Origin of the sequence: Brenneria corticis (genome assembly GCF_003115855.1) — a bacterium.
Classification (GTDB): Bacteria; Pseudomonadota; Gammaproteobacteria; order Enterobacterales; family Enterobacteriaceae; genus Brenneria; species Brenneria corticis.
The window spans coordinates 65,520-81,119 of sequence record NZ_KZ819077.1 but is presented as its reverse complement, the minus strand read 5'-3'; the positions used below and the strand labels follow the sequence as shown (position 1 = coordinate 81,119).

Annotated in this window: 17 protein-coding genes; 7 read left to right on the top strand and 10 right to left on the bottom strand. The window is 58.4% G+C overall.

Going from position 1 to position 15,600, the window contains the following annotated elements; translation table 11 throughout:
• Positions 1–65: 65 nt before the first annotated feature.
• Positions 66–1,163, bottom strand: coding sequence for an OmpG porin family protein (locus tag DDT56_RS09670; protein ID WP_136166373.1), 1,098 nt, complete (start codon positions 1,161–1,163; stop codon positions 66–68).
• Positions 1,164–1,494: 331 nt separating this feature from the next.
• Between DDT56_RS09670 and DDT56_RS09665 the strand changes: the two genes are divergently transcribed.
• Entirely contained in the window at positions 1,495–2,490 is a 996-nt protein-coding gene (locus DDT56_RS09665) for a LacI family DNA-binding transcriptional regulator (RefSeq protein ID WP_136166245.1), read from the top strand.
• A gap of 62 nt (positions 2,491–2,552) precedes the next feature.
• On the opposite strand, the gene DDT56_RS09660 is transcribed toward DDT56_RS09665, so the two are convergent.
• Together DDT56_RS09660 and pspF are read right to left on the bottom strand one after the other, a co-directional pair.
• Positions 2,553–3,104 (bottom strand): GNAT family N-acetyltransferase, encoded by a 552-nt coding sequence (locus tag DDT56_RS09660; RefSeq protein ID WP_136166244.1) that lies wholly within the window; start codon positions 3,102–3,104, stop codon positions 2,553–2,555.
• An 11-nt stretch (positions 3,105–3,115) separates the two neighbouring features.
• Complete coding sequence (gene pspF / locus DDT56_RS09655; RefSeq protein ID WP_136166243.1) at positions 3,116–4,111, bottom strand: phage shock protein operon transcriptional activator; 996 nt, start codon at positions 4,109–4,111, stop codon at positions 3,116–3,118.
• A 217-nt stretch (positions 4,112–4,328) separates the two neighbouring features.
• On the opposite strand from pspF, the gene pspA reads away from it, so the two are divergent.
• The 5 genes from pspA to DDT56_RS09630 all read left to right on the top strand — a co-directional run bounded on the left by pspA (position 4,329) and on the right by DDT56_RS09630 (position 8,454).
• Complete coding sequence (pspA, locus tag DDT56_RS09650) at positions 4,329–4,994, top strand: phage shock protein PspA (RefSeq protein ID WP_009112484.1); 666 nt, start codon at positions 4,329–4,331, stop codon at positions 4,992–4,994.
• A 94-nt stretch (positions 4,995–5,088) separates the two neighbouring features.
• Positions 5,089–5,316 (top strand): envelope stress response membrane protein PspB, encoded by a 228-nt coding sequence (gene pspB, locus DDT56_RS09645; protein ID WP_136166242.1) that lies wholly within the window; start codon positions 5,089–5,091, stop codon positions 5,314–5,316.
• Positions 5,316–5,675 carry an envelope stress response membrane protein PspC gene (gene pspC, locus DDT56_RS09640; RefSeq protein WP_136166241.1) on the top strand — a complete coding sequence of 120 codons (360 nt, stop codon included), beginning with the start codon at positions 5,316–5,318 and terminating at the stop codon, positions 5,673–5,675. Before pspB ends, pspC begins: the two co-directional genes overlap by 1 nt.
• A 341-nt stretch (positions 5,676–6,016) precedes the next feature.
• On the top strand, positions 6,017–7,414 hold the full coding sequence (locus DDT56_RS09635) for a YcjX family GTP-binding protein (protein ID WP_136166240.1): 1,398 nt from the start codon (positions 6,017–6,019) through the stop codon (positions 7,412–7,414).
• The gene (locus DDT56_RS09630; protein ID WP_136166239.1) at positions 7,411–8,454 is read left to right on the top strand and encodes a YcjF family protein; all 1,044 of its coding nucleotides are present in this window, start codon (positions 7,411–7,413) and stop codon (positions 8,452–8,454) included. Before DDT56_RS09635 ends, DDT56_RS09630 begins: the two co-directional genes overlap by 4 nt.
• Before the next feature lie 44 nt (positions 8,455–8,498).
• Here DDT56_RS09630 and DDT56_RS09625 read toward each other — a convergent pair whose 3' ends face one another.
• From DDT56_RS09625 to DDT56_RS09605, 5 genes are read right to left on the bottom strand one after another with little or no spacing between them, the layout of a single operon-like run.
• Positions 8,499–9,293, bottom strand: coding sequence for an energy-coupling factor transporter transmembrane component T family protein (locus tag DDT56_RS09625; RefSeq protein WP_136166238.1), 795 nt, complete (start codon positions 9,291–9,293; stop codon positions 8,499–8,501).
• Positions 9,293–10,180, bottom strand: a complete 888-nt coding sequence (locus tag DDT56_RS09620) for an ATP-binding cassette domain-containing protein (protein ID WP_136166237.1) — start codon at positions 10,178–10,180, stop codon at positions 9,293–9,295. Before DDT56_RS09620 ends, DDT56_RS09625 begins: the two co-directional genes overlap by 1 nt.
• The gene (locus tag DDT56_RS09615; RefSeq protein WP_136166236.1) at positions 10,177–10,983 is read right to left on the bottom strand and encodes an ATP-binding cassette domain-containing protein; all 807 of its coding nucleotides are present in this window, start codon (positions 10,981–10,983) and stop codon (positions 10,177–10,179) included. The genes DDT56_RS09620 and DDT56_RS09615 overlap by 4 nt, the downstream gene beginning before the upstream one ends.
• Positions 10,980–11,522: a CD3072 family TudS-related putative desulfidase gene (locus DDT56_RS09610; RefSeq protein WP_136166235.1), complete on the bottom strand. Its 543-nt coding sequence runs from the start codon at positions 11,520–11,522 to the stop codon at positions 10,980–10,982. The genes DDT56_RS09615 and DDT56_RS09610 overlap by 4 nt, the downstream gene beginning before the upstream one ends.
• Positions 11,509–12,090: a CD3073 family putative ECF transporter S component gene (locus tag DDT56_RS09605; protein WP_136166234.1), complete on the bottom strand. Its 582-nt coding sequence runs from the start codon at positions 12,088–12,090 to the stop codon at positions 11,509–11,511. The genes DDT56_RS09610 and DDT56_RS09605 overlap by 14 nt, the downstream gene beginning before the upstream one ends.
• Before the next feature lie 355 nt (positions 12,091–12,445).
• Between DDT56_RS09605 and tyrR the strand changes: the two genes are divergently transcribed.
• The gene (tyrR, locus tag DDT56_RS09600; protein WP_136166233.1) at positions 12,446–14,020 is read left to right on the top strand and encodes a transcriptional regulator TyrR; all 1,575 of its coding nucleotides are present in this window, start codon (positions 12,446–12,448) and stop codon (positions 14,018–14,020) included.
• A gap of 190 nt (positions 14,021–14,210) precedes the next feature.
• Here the strand turns inward: tyrR and tpx are convergent, their stop codons facing one another.
• Positions 14,211–14,714: a thiol peroxidase gene (tpx, locus tag DDT56_RS09595; protein WP_136166232.1), complete on the bottom strand. Its 504-nt coding sequence runs from the start codon at positions 14,712–14,714 to the stop codon at positions 14,211–14,213.
• A gap of 37 nt (positions 14,715–14,751) precedes the next feature.
• Entirely contained in the window at positions 14,752–15,501 is a 750-nt protein-coding gene (mpaA, locus tag DDT56_RS09590; RefSeq protein WP_136166231.1) for a murein tripeptide amidase MpaA, read from the bottom strand.
• Between the last annotated feature and the right edge of the window lie 99 nt (positions 15,502–15,600).

Below are 15,600 nucleotides of genomic sequence, written 5' to 3'. Positions count from 1 at the left end.
ATTTTATTGGGTTTAAACATGGTGATCTCTCTTACCGAAAAATTATTTTCATATGCGTGAATGCATCAGAAACTGTATTCGACACCGACGATAGTAAAGGGATTCCAGGAATGGCCGTCATGGGTCCATTGACCATGCGATTTGGTAAACTGCGCTTTAAATTCACCGTACAGACGCAGGTTATCGACAATAGGATAACTGGCGGTGGCGCCGATAAAGTTGTATTTCCCGTAGTAAAACACTTCCGACTTATTGGCGTTATTATAAATTTTGTCGTTGCCAAAACCGACGTACAGCGAAGTCAGCAGGGGATACCAGTTGCGCCATAATCCGGCGGTGACTTTCCACTCTTCCTCAATAATATTTCCCCAGGACTGACGAACCTGTTTCTCCCAGGAATAATAGGGACGAATATACAGCCCTAAATCCGGATTCACCCGATATTGCAGCGCCGGCTCCATTTCCATGATGTGGTGTTCCAGATCGCCATTGTTCGAGTCATTACTTTGCGGCTGATATTCGCGGAAGATATAACCGGACACGGACCATTTATCGGTGAAGCGCGATTCTCCCCACAGTTTCAGGCGGCCTTTCCAGCGTTTGCTCGCGCTCTCGGTGCCGCCCAGGACTTCCACGCCCCAGTTGCCGCGATAAAATTCATTAATCTTGCCGATATACATCTCGTTAATGGTATTGGTGCCGCCGTAATCCTGATTGGAAAATTGACCGCTATAGTTATCTTCGCGGGCGTTCCAGTAGCCGAAATACCAGCCGGGTAATTCATCATGACGCAGCCACGCCTGAATAAGCGCCAATTTGAATTTGCCGCCGTTTTTACTGTTGTTTTTCCAGCGCGTGTCGTCGATTTCGATTTTGCTGCCAATATTACCGTGCAAACCGCCGGCATCCAGCGAACTGTCGACCGTATTCCAGTGCACTGGCTGCTGCTCCTGGGATATACGAGCAATGTCCGCTTTATCTTCCGGCGCGTCGCTTGTGGTTGTCGCTTGCCCCGTCGTGCCGAGCGAAGTTACGCCCCATGTATTGGCGCTGATATCGCCGGACGACCATTTTTGTTCTGCTTCTGCGGCATTGTCGGTTGTCGCCGCCGCGGTCTGACCTGCAAACAGCGCAAGCGAAATACAGAGATATGTATTTTTCATCACGTATCGGTCTCATCATTATTGGTGGGTGTCGCACATTAGCTTCTGCTTTTAGTAAATTGTGCGAGTTAACGTTAACATTGAGGGCGAAGGTGCAGAAGATGGCGTATGAAAGAATTCTGATGTTAATCACAATAGTTAACGTTAACATTGGTTTTATGCGATCGCGGTCATGTTTATGAGTAAAAATCGCTTTATCAGGGCGCTAACGGCATGAATATAATAAACATCTGAAATCGAGCGCATTCCGGCGATAACCGCATCGGGCCGGTTTATCCGCGGGCGGATAGGCGATGACTTTTGTGCATTCAGCACGGGAATAAGGGACGGTATGGCTTCTTTAAAAGATGTGGCAAAGCTGGCGAATGTTTCCCTGATGACGGTATCGCGGGCGTTGAACAGTCCGGAAAGTCTGAAGCCGGAAACTTATCAGCGGGTTAAGCAGGCCATTGAAGCACTGAATTATGTACCCGACCTGTCGGCGAAAAAAATCCGCGGCGCCAGGGCGACTCCCAAGACCATCGGCGTGCTGGCGCTGGATACCGTGACCACGCCATTTTCAGTCGAAATGACCCTGTCGATTGAAGAAACGGCCCGCGCTCATGGTTGGAACAGCTTTGTCGTCAACATGTTTATGTCGGACTGCGTGGACGATATCGTCGATTTACTGCTATCCCATCGGCCCGCCGGCATTATCTACACCACCATGGGGCTGCGCACGGTGCCGGTGCCGAAGAAGTTGCTGAGTTTGCCCTGCGTGCTGGCGAACTGCGAAAGCGAGCAGGGCGGCGTGGCCAGTTACATACCGGACGATGAACAGGGGCAGTATGACGGCGTGTACGCGTTGCTCTGCGCGGGCTACCGTAAACCGCTGTGCATCCATCTGCCGCGGGAGAGACTGGCCAGCGCCCGGCGCCGGCAGGGGCTTGAGCGCGCCTGCCGCGAGTTTTCTCTCGATCCCGAACTGCTCTGGCAACATCATCTGCGCCTTGGCGACGAGTATTACCTCGATGCCGTGACGATTATCGAGCAATATCTCGATCACGGGAAACCGCGCTTTGATTCCGTGGTGTGCGGCAACGACCGCATCGCGTTTCTGGTTTACCAGACGTTACTGTCGAAAGGCATTCGCATACCGCAAGACGTCGCGGTTCTCGGCTATGACAATCTGGTCGGCATCGGCGATCTGTTCCTGCCCGCGTTGACCACCGTACAGCTCCCGCACTATGAAATCGGTCGGCAATCCACATTGCACATCATCAATCGTCAGGAACACACCGACATCACCAAAATAACCAGTCCGCTGCTGCGGCGCGAGTCGCTGTAGTCTTGAGCCTGATGTGATGTCAGGCATGCGATGCATGGCGATCGGCGTTGAAAATATCAACGCTATTTTTTCAACCATTGTTCGCGCGACAACCGATATAACATCGTCGATTTGAGCGGATGCCCGTCGGGCACCCGTGGATGGTCGAAATCGTCGGCGTCATCATGCGTCATGCCCAGCTTGACCATAACGCGGCGTGACTTCACATTGGCGGCGACGGTGGTGGCGACAATCTCATCCAGCTTCAATTGCCTAAAACCGAATGCCAGCGCGGCGCGCGCGGCCTCCGGCGCGTATCCCTTGCCCCAGAATTTGCGGGCAATGCGCCAGCCTATCTCGACGGCGGGCGTGAAGTGCGCATCATAGCCAACCCGGACAAGGCCCGCCGTCCCGATAAAATCGCCGGTGGTTTTATCCTCCAGCGCCCAAAAGCAAAAGCCATATGTCGCCTGGTGCGCGATTTGCCGGTCAATCCATCCATTGCTGTCGTCTGCCGTCGGTAGCGGGAGAAGAAATTCCATGGCCTGCGGATCGGCGCAGATCGCGGCGAAGGCAACGCGATCGGCCGGTTGCCACTGGCGCAGAATTAAACGAGGGGATAACAAAGTCTGCATGGTTTTTTCTCTTATTCATTGACCACGATGGCGTGTTTTTTCAGCAGTCCGCGCAGCTGATGATAGGTCAGCCCCAGCAGCTCGGCGGCTTTGCGCTGGTTAAAGCGCGCCTTTGCCAGCGCCTGTTCCAGCAGCGCCTGTTCCTGGGCGCGTTGCCACTGCTTCATATCCAGCGGGAAATCGGCAACGCCGCCGCCCGGCGCCGAGTCGGCGGCGGTTTCGGCGTCGGACGCCGTTTTGCGAAACGGGTTAATAATAATGACGTCCAGCGGCCGATCGCTGCTGCCGTGGCGGTAAACCGAACGCTCCACCACATTTTTCAGTTCGCGGATATTTCCCGGCCAGGCGTAGCCCAGCAGCGTGTCGCGGGCGTGGGGCGTAAAGCCGGGAAACAGGGGCAGGTGCAGTTCGCGGCACATCTGGATGGCGAAATGTTCCGCCAGCAGCATGATATCCTGCCGGCGCTCACGCAGCGGCGGCAACTGAACCACGTCAAACGCCAGCCTGTCCAGCAGGTCGGCGCGAAACTTTCCGCTGGCCGCCAGCGCGGGAAGATCGTCATTGGTGGCGCACACCAGCCGGACGTCCACCTGTAGCGACTGGCCGCCGCCGACGCGCTCCAGCACGCCATATTCAATCACCCGCAGCAGTTTTTCCTGCACCAGCATGGGCGCGGTGGCCAGCTCATCAAGAAACAGGGTGCCGCCGTCGGCGCGTTCAAAACGGCCGAGGTGGCGTTTCTGCGCCCCGGTAAAGGCGCCGGCCTCATGGCCGAACAGTTCGGAGTCCAACAGGTTTTCATTCAGCGCGGCACAGTTCAGCGAGATAAAGGGGCCCTGCCAGCGGGGGGAGAGATAGTGAAGACGACTGGCGATCAGCTCTTTGCCGGTGCCGCGTTCGCCGATAACCAGCACCGGCTTGTTGAGCTGCGCCAACTGTGAAACCTGTTCCAGCACTTCAAGAAAGCTGTTGGCTTCCCCCAATAAATTCTCTTTTTCCTGGGACATCGATTTTCATCCTGTGATTTTTACCAATAGTTGGCTTATTTGACTAATCTAGCGGATGTCGGCAAATAGTCAAAATTTCTCCTTCTTTATTTTTCAATAAGTTACAGATAAACAAAAATTGGCACGCTTATTGATAAGAATATCCATATCGCTACTGCACGGTGGTGATAATAAATCAGGCGTAACAGACGCTGGAAATCATTAAGAGGATTTGATTATGGGTATTTTTTCTCGTTTTGCCGACATCGTGAACGCCAACATCAATTCGCTGCTGGATAAGGCCGAGGATCCGCAGAAGCTGGTGCGGCTGATGATCCAGGAAATGGAAGATACGCTGGTGGAAGTGCGTTCCACCTCGGCGCGCGCGCTGGCGGAAAAGAAACAGATCGCCCGCCGTATCGATCAGGCTCAGACGCAGCAGGCCCAGTGGCAGGAAAAAGCCGAACTGGCGCTGCGCAAAGATAAAGACGATTTGGCCCGGGCGGCGCTGATTGAAAAACAGAAACTGACCGACCTGATCGCGATACTGCAGCACGAAGCGGAAAACGTGGATGAAACGCTGGAGCGGCTGAAGCGCGAAATCGGCGAGCTGGAAAACAAGCTGAGCGAAACCCGCGCCCGTCAGCAGGCGTTGACGCTGCGCCATCAGGCCGCTTCGTCGTCACGCGATGTACGCCGTCAGCTCGATAGCGGTAAACTGGATGAAGCCCTGGCGCGTTTTGAACAGTTTGAGCGCCGTATCGATACCATCGAGGCCGAAGCCGAAAGCGTGGGGATTGGCAAACAAAAATCATTGGATCAGCAATTCGCCGAACTGCGGGCCAATGATGAAATCAGCGAGCAACTGGCGGCGCTTAAAGCTAAAGTTAAACCAGCAGAATAACCGGACCGGCTGCCGTCAAGGTTGGCGGCGGCCGTCGCTCCCCGCGGCGAAAGCAACGGGGACCACCGGTGAACATAATAACTAAGGAGACACGATGAGTGCTTTGTTTCTTGCCATACCGCTGACCATTTTCTTTCTCTTTGTGGCGCCGATATGGCTTTGGCTGCATTACAGTCAGCGCAAGCAAAACAATGCTCAACTGGGACAAAACGACATGCAGCGTCTGACGCGGCTGACGGAAGAGGCCCGCCGCATGCGCGAACGCATTCAGGCGCTGGAAGAAATTCTGGACGCGGAACATCCGGACTGGAGAAAATCGTAATGAAAAATACTTGGTCGGGTAAAACCTTATACCGCATACCGGAAGAAGGGATGCTGAAAGGCGTCTGCGCCGGGCTGGCCCGCTACTTCGACGTGCCGGTAAAGCTGCTGCGGGTGATTGTGGTGCTGTCGATGTTCTTCGGCCTGTTCTTCTTCACCATACTGGCTTATATCATCCTCAGCTTTATGCTTGAGCCGGCGCCGGCGGGCAGCTACCAGACGGCGTCGCCGCACACTCCGCGACAACTGCTGGACGACGCGGATGCCACCCTGAACGCCGGCGAACGGCGCCTGCGTAATATCGAGCGCTATGTCACCTCCGATACCTTTGGCGTAGAGAACCGTTTCCGCCGGCTCTAAGCCAGAACACCTACGACGCCGATGCTATCCGTCCGGTTCATTACCACAGGATAACGTCGCGTCGAGCCTGACTGTTTTCCCCACGGCCATAATTTACGCTCAATTTGTTAGCGAGCATAATTTCATGTACAAACGCAGCATTCGTCTCAACTAAATAAAAAGGTACTTCATGGATGAGACAATGCTTTTGATTGCTACGGTGATGTTGCGGGTTTACATGCCGGCGCTGCCGATTGCCCCGAAATAAGCGAGTCTCGTGGCGGAGCCGGGTAATTTATCGCCGCCGGCGCCGGTACGACTTGCCAGACGGAAACAAGTATCAAGGAGTCAGGATTTATCCAATGAAGCGATTACAAAATGAGATTAATTCGCTGGTTAACCGCGGTGTGGATCGTCATCTGCGGCTGGCCGTCACCGGGCTGAGCCGCAGCGGGAAAACCGCCTTTATTACGGCCTTTGTCAATCAACTGCTGAATATCCACAGCGGCGCCCATCTGCCGCTGTTTTCCGCCGTGCGCGAAGGGCGGCTGCTGGGGGCGAAACGCGTGCCGCAGCGCGATCTCGGCGTGCCGCGTTTTGCCTATGATGAAGGCATGGCGGCGTTATACGGTTCGCCCCCCGACTGGCCGACGCCGACGCGCGGAGTGAGTGAAATCCGCCTGGCGCTGCGCTATCGCTCCAATGATTCGCTGCTGCGGCACTTTAAAGATACTTCCACGCTGTATCTGGAAATCGTCGATTACCCCGGAGAGTGGCTGCTGGATTTGCCGCTGCTGGAGCAAAGCTACCTGAGCTGGTCGCGCCAGATGTCCGGGCTGTTGCAGGGCGATCGCGCCGAGTGGGCCAAACCCTGGCTGGCGCTGTGCGAACGGCTCGACCCGCTGGCGCCGGCGGATGAAAACCGGCTGGCGGCGATTGCCCAGGCGTATACCGACTATTTACTGCGCTGCAAACAGCAAGGGCTGCATTTTATTCAGCCGGGACGTTTCGTGCTGCCGGGCGATCTGGCCGGCGCGCCGGTGCTGCAATTTTTTCCGTGGCCGCAGGTGGATAAGCTGGGCGAGGCCAAGCTGGCGCAGGCGGACGCCAAAACCAATATCGGTATGCTGCGTCAGCGTTTCGACTATTACTGCCAGTCTGTGGTGAAAGGTTTTTATAAGCATCATTTCGTGCGTTTTGATCGTCAGATCGTACTGGTGGACTGCCTGCAGCCGTTGAACAGCGGCATTCACGCCTTTAACGATATGCGGCTGGCGTTAACCCAACTGATGCAAAGCTTTCATTACGGCAAACGCACGCTGTTCCGGCGTCTGTTTTCACCCTGTATCGACAAGCTGATGTTCGCCGCCAGTAAATCGGATCACATTACCGCCGACCAGCATGCCAATCTGGTGTCGCTGCTGCAGCAACTGGTGCAGGAAGCCTGGCAGAACGCCGCCTTTGAAGGGATCAGCATGGACTGCGCCGGCATCGCCTCGATTCAATCGACGCAAAGCGGGGTTATCGAGCATCAGGGGCAGAAAATCCCGGCGCTGAAAGGCAACCGCCTGAGCGACGGTCAGCCGTTGACGGTTTTCCCTGGGGAAGTGCCGGCCCGCCTGCCGGGCGCGGCATTCTGGCAAGAGCAGGGATTTCATTTCGATCAGTTTCGTCCGCGTGAAATGACGGTGGACACCCCGTTGCCGCACATCCGCCTGGATACGGTAATGGAATTTTTGTTGGGAGATAAATTGCGATGAACGAACCACTGAAGCCGCGCATGACGTTCGATAACGCCGCGCCGGCGGAGCCTCAGCCGCAGCTACGCGCCGGCCTGGCCTTTGATGAGCAGGATGCGCAGTATTTTTCACCGGTCGCCCGCGAGCAGGAAGTGCCCGAGGAAGGCGTGGCGGAAGAGGCGGTCAGCGCGGCGTTACGCCCCAAACGCAGCCTGTGGCGGCGCATGGTGATGGCCGGGCTGGCGCTGTTCGGCGTCAGCGCCGTCGCCCAGGGGGTGCAATCGCTGCATAATTCCTGGGTACAGCAGGACTGGATCGCGCTGGGCGGCATTACCGCCGGCGCGTTGATCGTTGCGGCGGGCGTGGGGTCGATCGCCGTTGAGTGGCGGCGCCTGTACCGGCTGCGTCAGCGGGCGGAAGAGCGGGATATCGCCGGTGATTTACTGCACAGCCACGGCATCGGACGCGGGCGCGAGTTTTGTGAAAAGCTGGCCCGCCAGGCGGGGCTGGATAACGGCCATCCCGCGTTGCAGCGCTGGCAGGCGTCGCTGCACGAAACCCATAACGACCGTGAAGTGATCGAGCTGTACGCCCGGCTGGTGCAACCGGTGCTGGATAGCCAGGCTCGGCGGGAGATCAGCCGCTCGGCGGCGGAATCCACCCTGATGATCGCCGTCAGCCCGCTGGCGCTGGTGGATATGGCGTTTATCGCCTGGCGCAACCTGCGGCTGATAAACCGCATCGCCGCGCTGTACGGCATCGAACTGGGCTATTTCAGCCGTATTCGTCTTTTCCGTCTGGTGCTGCTCAATATCGCTTTCGCCGGCGCGTCGGAACTGGTGCGCGAGATCGGCATGGACTGGATGTCGCAGGATCTGGCGGCGCGGCTGTCGGCGCGCGCGGCGCAGGGCATCGGCGCCGGACTGCTGACCGCCCGCCTGGGCATCAAAGCGATGGAGCTGTGCCGGCCGCTGCCCTGGCTGGGCGACAAACCGCGGCTGGGCGATTTTCGCCGCGAACTCATCGGGCAGGTGAAGGCCACGTTGCAAAGGGCCAAATAGCGCGGGTTATTTCCCCGGCGGCGAGGTGCAGAGCGCCGCGGCTTTCAGCGCCAGAGCGCCGCCGCCAGCAGTTCCAGCGCCGCGCCCGCCAGCAGCGCGTAATCTGCGCGATGAAAGCGGTAAATCCTGATCGGCGTGCGGCCGACGTCGCCGCGATAGCAGCGTGACTCCATGGCGACGGCCAGATCTTTTGCCCGCAGGATCGAGGTGACGAACAGCGGCATCAGCATGGGAAAGATGCCCTGAATACGGATAAACAGGTTTTGGCGATGAAAACCGCCGCCGCGCGCCAGCTGGGCTTTGCGGATCTTGTCGAACTCTTCGAACAGGCCCGGCAGGAAGCGCAGTGCGATGGAAAACATCATCACCGCTTCGTGTACCGGAAAGCGCCATCTCTTCAGACCGCCGAGCAGAATTTCCAGCCCCTCCGCCAGCTGAACCGGGGGCGTGGTTCTGACCAGCAGCGCCAACAGCAAGACGATGCCGGCAATCTGCTCGCACATCATCACGCCGCGCACGACGCCCTGAGCGGAAAAAGCGATCCCGCCCCAGGTCACCAGTTCCTCCCCCGGCTGGGCGGTCAGCACGGCCTGATAAATCATGGTGGAAACAAAGAACAGCGACAGGGAGAGCAGCGTCAGCAGCAGCATTTTCCACGGCAGTCCTGCAACGGCCCACAGGGTGAGCAACAGCAGGAGCTGCAAGGTTTTTAAGCCGGGATGCTGGGTAAGCAGCAGCGCCGCGCCCGCCAGCAGAACGGCGATAATTTTCGCCCGCGGATCGCGGCGCTCCAGCCAGGAGCCTCGCTGCTGATAAAGCAAACCGTAGGCGTCCGACATCAGGGCTCCCGTGGGGCGTTTTCGTGGTGCGGATAACGGCCGCGCAGCCGGATAATGGCGTCCGCCGCCCGTTGCGGCGACAGCCATCCCGCAGCGGGATGTCCGGCGGCCCGTAGCAAGCGGCCGACGACCAGCGCCGGCGGCTCTTGCCAACCGCAGGTCCGGCGTAAAGAGGCATCGGCGAACAGCGTCGCCGGCGGGCCGTCCGCCTGAATGGCGCCGTTGCGGATAAATACCAGCCGGGCGGCGTGCTGGGCGATTTCCTCCAACTGATGGCTGACCCAGATAACCGTCAGGTTTTTTTCCCGATTCAGACGGTGCAGCAACTGGAACAGGGCGTCGCGGGATTGCAGATCCAGCCCGGCGGTGGGTTCGTCCAGTATCAGCACCTCCGGCTCCAGCACTACGATGCCGGCAATCGCCACCCGGCGTTTCTCGCCGCCGCTCAGTTCGAAAGGGCTGCGGTCCCTGAAATCGTCATAGTCCAACTGCACGGCCGCCATCGCCTGGCGCACCTTCTCCTGTTTTGTCGCCTCATCAAGACGCCGATGGCGCAGCCCGAAGGCGATATCAGCGAAAACCGTGCTGGCGAATAGCTGGTGTTCGGGATACTGAAAGATATAGCCGATGCGATCGAAGCATTCCCTCCGGCGCTCTGCGTGGGGATTCAACCCGTCCAGGCGGATCTGCCCGGCGCAGGGGACGATAAACCCTTTTATCAACTGGAGTAAGGTCGATTTGCCCGAACCGGACTTTCCCGCCAGCGCCAGCATTTCGCCTTGCTCAACGGTAAGGGAAATATTTTCCAGCAGCGGCGCGCCGGCCGGCGGCCGGTTTCCGCGCCTTTTGCCATAGCTGAAGGCCACATCGCTTAGGGTTATTTTCATAACAGCGCCATCAGCTCCTGCGGGTTCAGGGTAAGGGAAACGGGGATCCCGCGCTGGCGCAGCAGCGCGGCGAGGTGATGATAATAGGGCAGTTCCAGCCCGCAGTTGTGCAACAGTTCGAGCTGGGTTTGCAGCTCCGCCGGCGGCGCGTCGGCCAGCTGTCGCCCCTGATTGAACAGTATCCAGCGGTCGGCGTCGAGCACTTCGTCGAGGTGGTGGGTGATATAGATCAGCGCGAAGGGCGTGTGTTTTCTTACTTCATGCAGCGTGGCGACAAACTGGCGTCTCGCCGCCGGGTCGAGCATCGAGGTGGCTTCATCCAGGATCAGGTAACGCGGCGCCAGCGCCAGTACGGCGGCCAGCGCCAGCTTCTGTTTCTCGCCGCCGGAAAGCTGCGCCACCGGGCGCTGTTGCTCCGCGTCCAGCCCCGTCAGTTGGATGGCCCAGGCCACCCGGCGGGCGATATCCCGCTGCGGCCAACCGATATTCGACAGGCCGAAGGCGATATCCTCGCCGACGGTGATCCCCACCTGCTGATTTTCCGGGTTCTGAAACACTATCTGCACCGCCCGGCGGATGGCCGGAATCGCGTCGTTGTCCGCGGTGGACCGGCCGTCGACGACGACCTGTCCCTGCGACGGCAGTTCGATACCGTTCAACAGCCGGGCCAGCGACGATTTGCCGCAGCCGTTGCGGCCGAGCAGCGCGATGAACTCGCCGGGGCGAATCTCCAGCGATACCTGCGACAAAGCCGGGGACGCGGCGCCATGGTAACAAAAGGTGACGTTATGAACGGCGATCATCGGGCGTCGTCTTGTGGCGTCAGGCGGGCGATGATTTTTTCCGCCCTGCGCCGGGAGCGGCGCTCGACCGGGCCGTAAACGCTCTCCGGTACGTTGGGATCGAACACGCCGTCTTCCGTCTGCGGTATCTGCCAGAAAAAATCGATCCGCACCCCGGCGTCCGCCAGCAGCGCCAGAAACACCTGCATAAAGACGCCCCGTCCCGGATCGCAGGAGGGGCTGCCGGCAATCCCCAACCCGCCGGCAATGACGTAGCCGTTATCCTGGTAGGTTTTCAACTGTTCCACCACCGGCAGCAGAATTTTGCGGCTATGGGCGCGAAACGCCGGCGTGTCGTATCCCGCTACCGTCATCGGCGGCCGCGTCGGGCCGAGAAAGGTGAATTCGGGGCAGGGAAGCTGGATCACGCCGTACCCCTGCTGATACATCCAGTCGACCGCCGATTTCATCATACCGCGGCTGCGCGCCAGGCTGCCCACCACCGCATTCTGGTTGATCACGCAGTGGGAGGTGACGATAACCGTTCTACTCCTTTGCACGGGCGGGTTCCTTCAATGCATAGCCGGGGCGGTGCAGCAGCGATGGCGGCAGATTTTTCACTACGTAATAGACCAGCAGCGCCGACAGAATCTTATCCACCAGGTTTTCGGCCAGGCGCGGCAGAAATGCCGCGGTAAACAGGCTGGTTCCGGCCTGCTTCAGCCACAGCACCGCCACGTCGTGCAGGCCGCCGGTTAATCCGCCGAACAGGCCGATGGCGATGACCGTCCCCACGGCGGGGCATAAAAAGCCCAGCAGAATGCCGGAAAACAGCGCGGATGAGAGACGAAAGCCATTGCGCGCGCTGTAGCCGACCACCAGGCCGACAATGATATTGACCAGGGCAAAGGGAATGGCGGTATAGCTGGTGGTGACGCCCAAAACCAGATTGGTCAATAACCCCACCAGCGCCCCCCACAGCGGACCGAAAACCGCGGCGATAAAGATGGTGCCCACCGTATCAAGGAACAGGAACGGAATTTTCAAATGGTCGACGATGCTGCCGGCGATAACGTTAATCGCCACGGCCAGCGCGCCAAAGGTAATGGCAAGATTTTTTTGATTCATTATTAACACCCCTGGTAGGAACAACCTCGACGACGAGGTCAACACGGGAGAAATCGCGTCAGCTAAACGCATTTATCGGATTTATGCCGCCGTTACGTTGGCGATGGGCTGGAACTCTGCCGCGCCGAGTGGCGTTAAGCGCGATTCTATGAAGTGCGCGCCGCAGTAACAAATATAAAAACCGGTATAGGTTATGCGCCTTTGTCAAAAGATGGCGTGGGCGTTGGAGATCCGTTTTGGAAAAAAAGATCCCGCAGAGTGTCAACTTTTGCTGACACCTGCTTCATCCCGCCTGGGCGAAAGAGTATTATCGGAACTTATTAGCCTGTCTCCCCGTTGAAGAAGGTAGTTCTTGATGCGTTTGGAAGTCTTTTGTGAAGACCGTATTGGCCTGGCACGCGAATTATTGGATCTGCTGGCGTCGCGCAATATCGACCTGCGCGGCATAGAGATTGACCCGGCCGGCCGCATTTATCTGAACTTCGCCACGCTGGATTTTGATGATTTTCGCCTGCTGATGGCGGAAATCCGGCGGATTGAAAGCGTAAGCGACGTGCGCACCGTGGCCTGCATGCCTTCCGAGCGCGAGCACCGGGCGCTGAACGCGCTGCTGGAATCGATGCCGGAGCCGGTACTGTCGCTCGATATGAAAGGCAAGATCGAGCTGTCCAACCCGGCGGCCGTCGCCTTGTTCGACGTCGGCGCGGATAAACTTCGCCACCTGACCATCGCGCAGCTGATTAGCGGGTATAGCTTCGCCGACTGGCTGGAGCGGGGCGGCGGGCCGGTAACCGAACGGGTGGTGATCCGCGGGCAGGATTTTCTGCTGGAGATTACCCCCATCCGTCTGGAAGATGATGGAGGGAAAGAGTCGACGGCGGGCGTGCTGGCGATGCTTAAGTCCACGGCGCGCATGGGGCGGCAGTTGCAGGATTTGTCGGTTAACGACGATAGCGAATTTGAGCATATCGTGGCGGTCAGCCCCAAAATGCGCCACGTGGTCGACCAGGCCCGCAAGCTGGCGATGCTGGATGCGCCCTTGCTGATCGTCGGGGAGACCGGCACCGGTAAAGATATGCTGGCCCACGCCTGCCATTTGCGCGGTCCCAGAGGCAAGCAGCCTTTTCTGGCGCTGAACTGCGCGGCGCTGCCTGACGAGGTGATGGAAAGCGAGCTTTACGGCCATGCGCCGGGCGCCTATCCCAATGCGCTGGAAGGCAAGAAGGGCTTTTTCGAGCAGGCCAACGGCGGGTCGGTGCTGCTGGATGAAGTGGGCGAAATGTCGGCGCAGATGCAGATCAAACTGCTGCGTTTTCTCAATGACGGCACCTTTCGCCGGGTTGGCGAAGATCACGAAATGCACGTGGACGTGCGGGTTATCTGCGCCACCAAGAAAAACCTGCTGGAAATGGTGCAGCGGGGAGAATTTCGCGAAGACCTCTATTATCGTCTCAATGTATTGACCCTGACGTTGCCGCCGCTGCGCGAACGCCCGGCGGACATCATGCCGCTGACGGAACTGTTCGTGGCGCGATTTTCCGATGAGCAGGGCATTGCGCGGCCCAGGCTGGCCGCCGATCTGCATCAGTTCCTGCCGCAGTACGGCTGGCCCGGCAATATACGGCAGTTAAAGAATGCCATTTACCGCGCGCTGACGCAGTTGGAAGGCTATGAGCTGCGGATGCAGGATATCGAACTGCCCGCGTTTTCGGTCGAGATACCGCAGAGCGAAGAGTTGCTGGAGGGGTCGCTGGATGATATCAGCAAGCGTTTTGAACGCTCGGTGCTGACCCGGCTATATCAGACCTATCCCAGCACCCGTAAACTGGCGAAGCGGCTGGGGGTGTCGCACACGGCGATAGCCAATAAGCTGCGGGAGTATGGCCTCAGCGGCCGCAAGGCGGCGGGCGAGGAAGAAGACGAGGGGTAAAGCCCATACCGCCTAGCGCAGCGTTTTTATCCCTTTTGCTTGGTGACGTTGTCACAAAATCTTGCCCGGCGGCAAGAGCGGCGGTTGCAGCGAATAAGCGCATATCGGGGTGAGGCGGCGATCGGATTGAGTCGTTATCGTCCCGGCCTGGCACCGCCGCTGGCCGGGACGATAACGTGCTACGCAGCGGTTATTTCAGTACCGCGAGAGCGGCATCGTAATCCGGCTCGGTGGTGATCTCGTTCACCAGTTCGCTATGCAATACGTTGTCATGCTCATCCAGAATAACCACGGCGCGGGCGGTCAGGCCTTGCAGCGCGCCATCCGCAACGGCGACGCCATAGTTTTCTTTAAACTCGGCGCCGCGCAGGGTGGAAAGCACCACCACATTGTTCAAACCTTCCGCGCCGCAGAAGCGGGCCTGGGCGAACGGCAGGTCGGCGGAGATACACAGCACCGCCGTGTTATCCAGTTCGGACGCCAACTGGTTGAATTTACGCACCGAGGCGGCGCATACGCCGGTATCGATGCTGGGGAAAATATTCAGAATTTTACGTTTACCCGCATAGTTGCTGAGAGAGACGTCCGACAGGTCTTTGGCAACCAGAGTAAAAGCCTTGGCTTTGTCGCCTTTGGCGGGGAAGGTGCCGGCCAGAGGGACTGGATTGCCTTGAAAATGTACGTTCTGTGACATGTATGTATCCTTAAGTTACAGATGGTTAACGCGTTGCTCAGTTTAAGGCAACATCGGCAACATTGATATAAAAATTACGGCATAGCAATGCCGTCATCGCGTTCAGGTAGCATTCACTGGCGGCATCCGCCGAGACGGGCGGCAGCTCCGCGGTAATGCACGGCAACCTCCGCTCGGCGCACCAACTGCCGAAAGAGCCGGGGGTGTCGTAGCCCACGCTGGCCACCAGCGGCAAATCAAATTGCCGCGCCAGCCACTGGCCCAGGGGCGAGTTATGCGCATCCTCAATACAGGCCAGGGGCTCATGAAAAGAGACAACCCAGGCGGGATTAAGTTTCTCGATAAGCGTGCACAAAGCCTTGGTTTCCGGCTCCGACGCCGGCGTTTCGCCGGTGGAAAGCTCCACGTCCCGCTCGGCGGCAGCGCTGTTCCAGCGGTATACCGTACTCCCCGGCTGCCAGTTGCCGGCGGGGAAGTTGCGGTTGATATCAACGCCGTTGGCGTTCGCCCGCAATCCCAACTGGCAGCCATCGGGATTAACGGCAAGCACCACATGGTGATGGCGCTGCCCAGGGAACAGGGTGCGCAGCGCGCAGGATAACGTCACCACGGCGGCGGTTTCATCGCCGTGCGTACCGGCAATAATCAGCCCGCTGTTCTGCTGCGGCAGTTCAGCCGGAAAATAGAGCAGCGGCGCGCCGAGCAGCGATTTGCCATACGGTTCGCCCAGCGACGGGAGATTGCCGCGCTGTGAGCGGGCCCGCTGGGAGATAATATTATTTTCCATTTCTCAGCCCTCTGTGTCTTTAATCCGGTTCATCATAATGGTCGAGATCAAAAATAACATCTGTGCGGCGGATTGGACTAAATGCATAGCGCGATTTCT

Coding starts and splice junctions, on each gene's coding strand:
- DDT56_RS09670 (WP_136166373.1), bottom strand. CDS start 1,163: ATGAAAAATACATATCTCTGTATTTCGCTTGCGCTGTTTGCAGGTCAG.
- DDT56_RS09665 (WP_136166245.1), top strand. CDS start 1,495: ATGGCTTCTTTAAAAGATGTGGCAAAGCTGGCGAATGTTTCCCTGATG.
- DDT56_RS09660 (WP_136166244.1), bottom strand. CDS start 3,104: ATGCAGACTTTGTTATCCCCTCGTTTAATTCTGCGCCAGTGGCAACCG.
- pspF (WP_136166243.1), bottom strand. CDS start 4,111: ATGTCCCAGGAAAAAGAGAATTTATTGGGGGAAGCCAACAGCTTTCTT.
- pspA (WP_009112484.1), top strand. CDS start 4,329: ATGGGTATTTTTTCTCGTTTTGCCGACATCGTGAACGCCAACATCAAT.
- pspB (WP_136166242.1), top strand. CDS start 5,089: ATGAGTGCTTTGTTTCTTGCCATACCGCTGACCATTTTCTTTCTCTTT.
- pspC (WP_136166241.1), top strand. CDS start 5,316: ATGAAAAATACTTGGTCGGGTAAAACCTTATACCGCATACCGGAAGAA.
- DDT56_RS09635 (WP_136166240.1), top strand. CDS start 6,017: ATGAAGCGATTACAAAATGAGATTAATTCGCTGGTTAACCGCGGTGTG.
- DDT56_RS09630 (WP_136166239.1), top strand. CDS start 7,411: ATGAACGAACCACTGAAGCCGCGCATGACGTTCGATAACGCCGCGCCG.
- DDT56_RS09625 (WP_136166238.1), bottom strand. CDS start 9,293: ATGTCGGACGCCTACGGTTTGCTTTATCAGCAGCGAGGCTCCTGGCTG.
- DDT56_RS09620 (WP_136166237.1), bottom strand. CDS start 10,180: ATGAAAATAACCCTAAGCGATGTGGCCTTCAGCTATGGCAAAAGGCGC.
- DDT56_RS09615 (WP_136166236.1), bottom strand. CDS start 10,983: ATGATCGCCGTTCATAACGTCACCTTTTGTTACCATGGCGCCGCGTCC.
- DDT56_RS09605 (WP_136166234.1), bottom strand. CDS start 12,090: ATGAATCAAAAAAATCTTGCCATTACCTTTGGCGCGCTGGCCGTGGCG.
- tyrR (WP_136166233.1), top strand. CDS start 12,446: ATGCGTTTGGAAGTCTTTTGTGAAGACCGTATTGGCCTGGCACGCGAA.
- tpx (WP_136166232.1), bottom strand. CDS start 14,714: ATGTCACAGAACGTACATTTTCAAGGCAATCCAGTCCCTCTGGCCGGC.
- mpaA (WP_136166231.1), bottom strand. CDS start 15,501: ATGGAAAATAATATTATCTCCCAGCGGGCCCGCTCACAGCGCGGCAAT.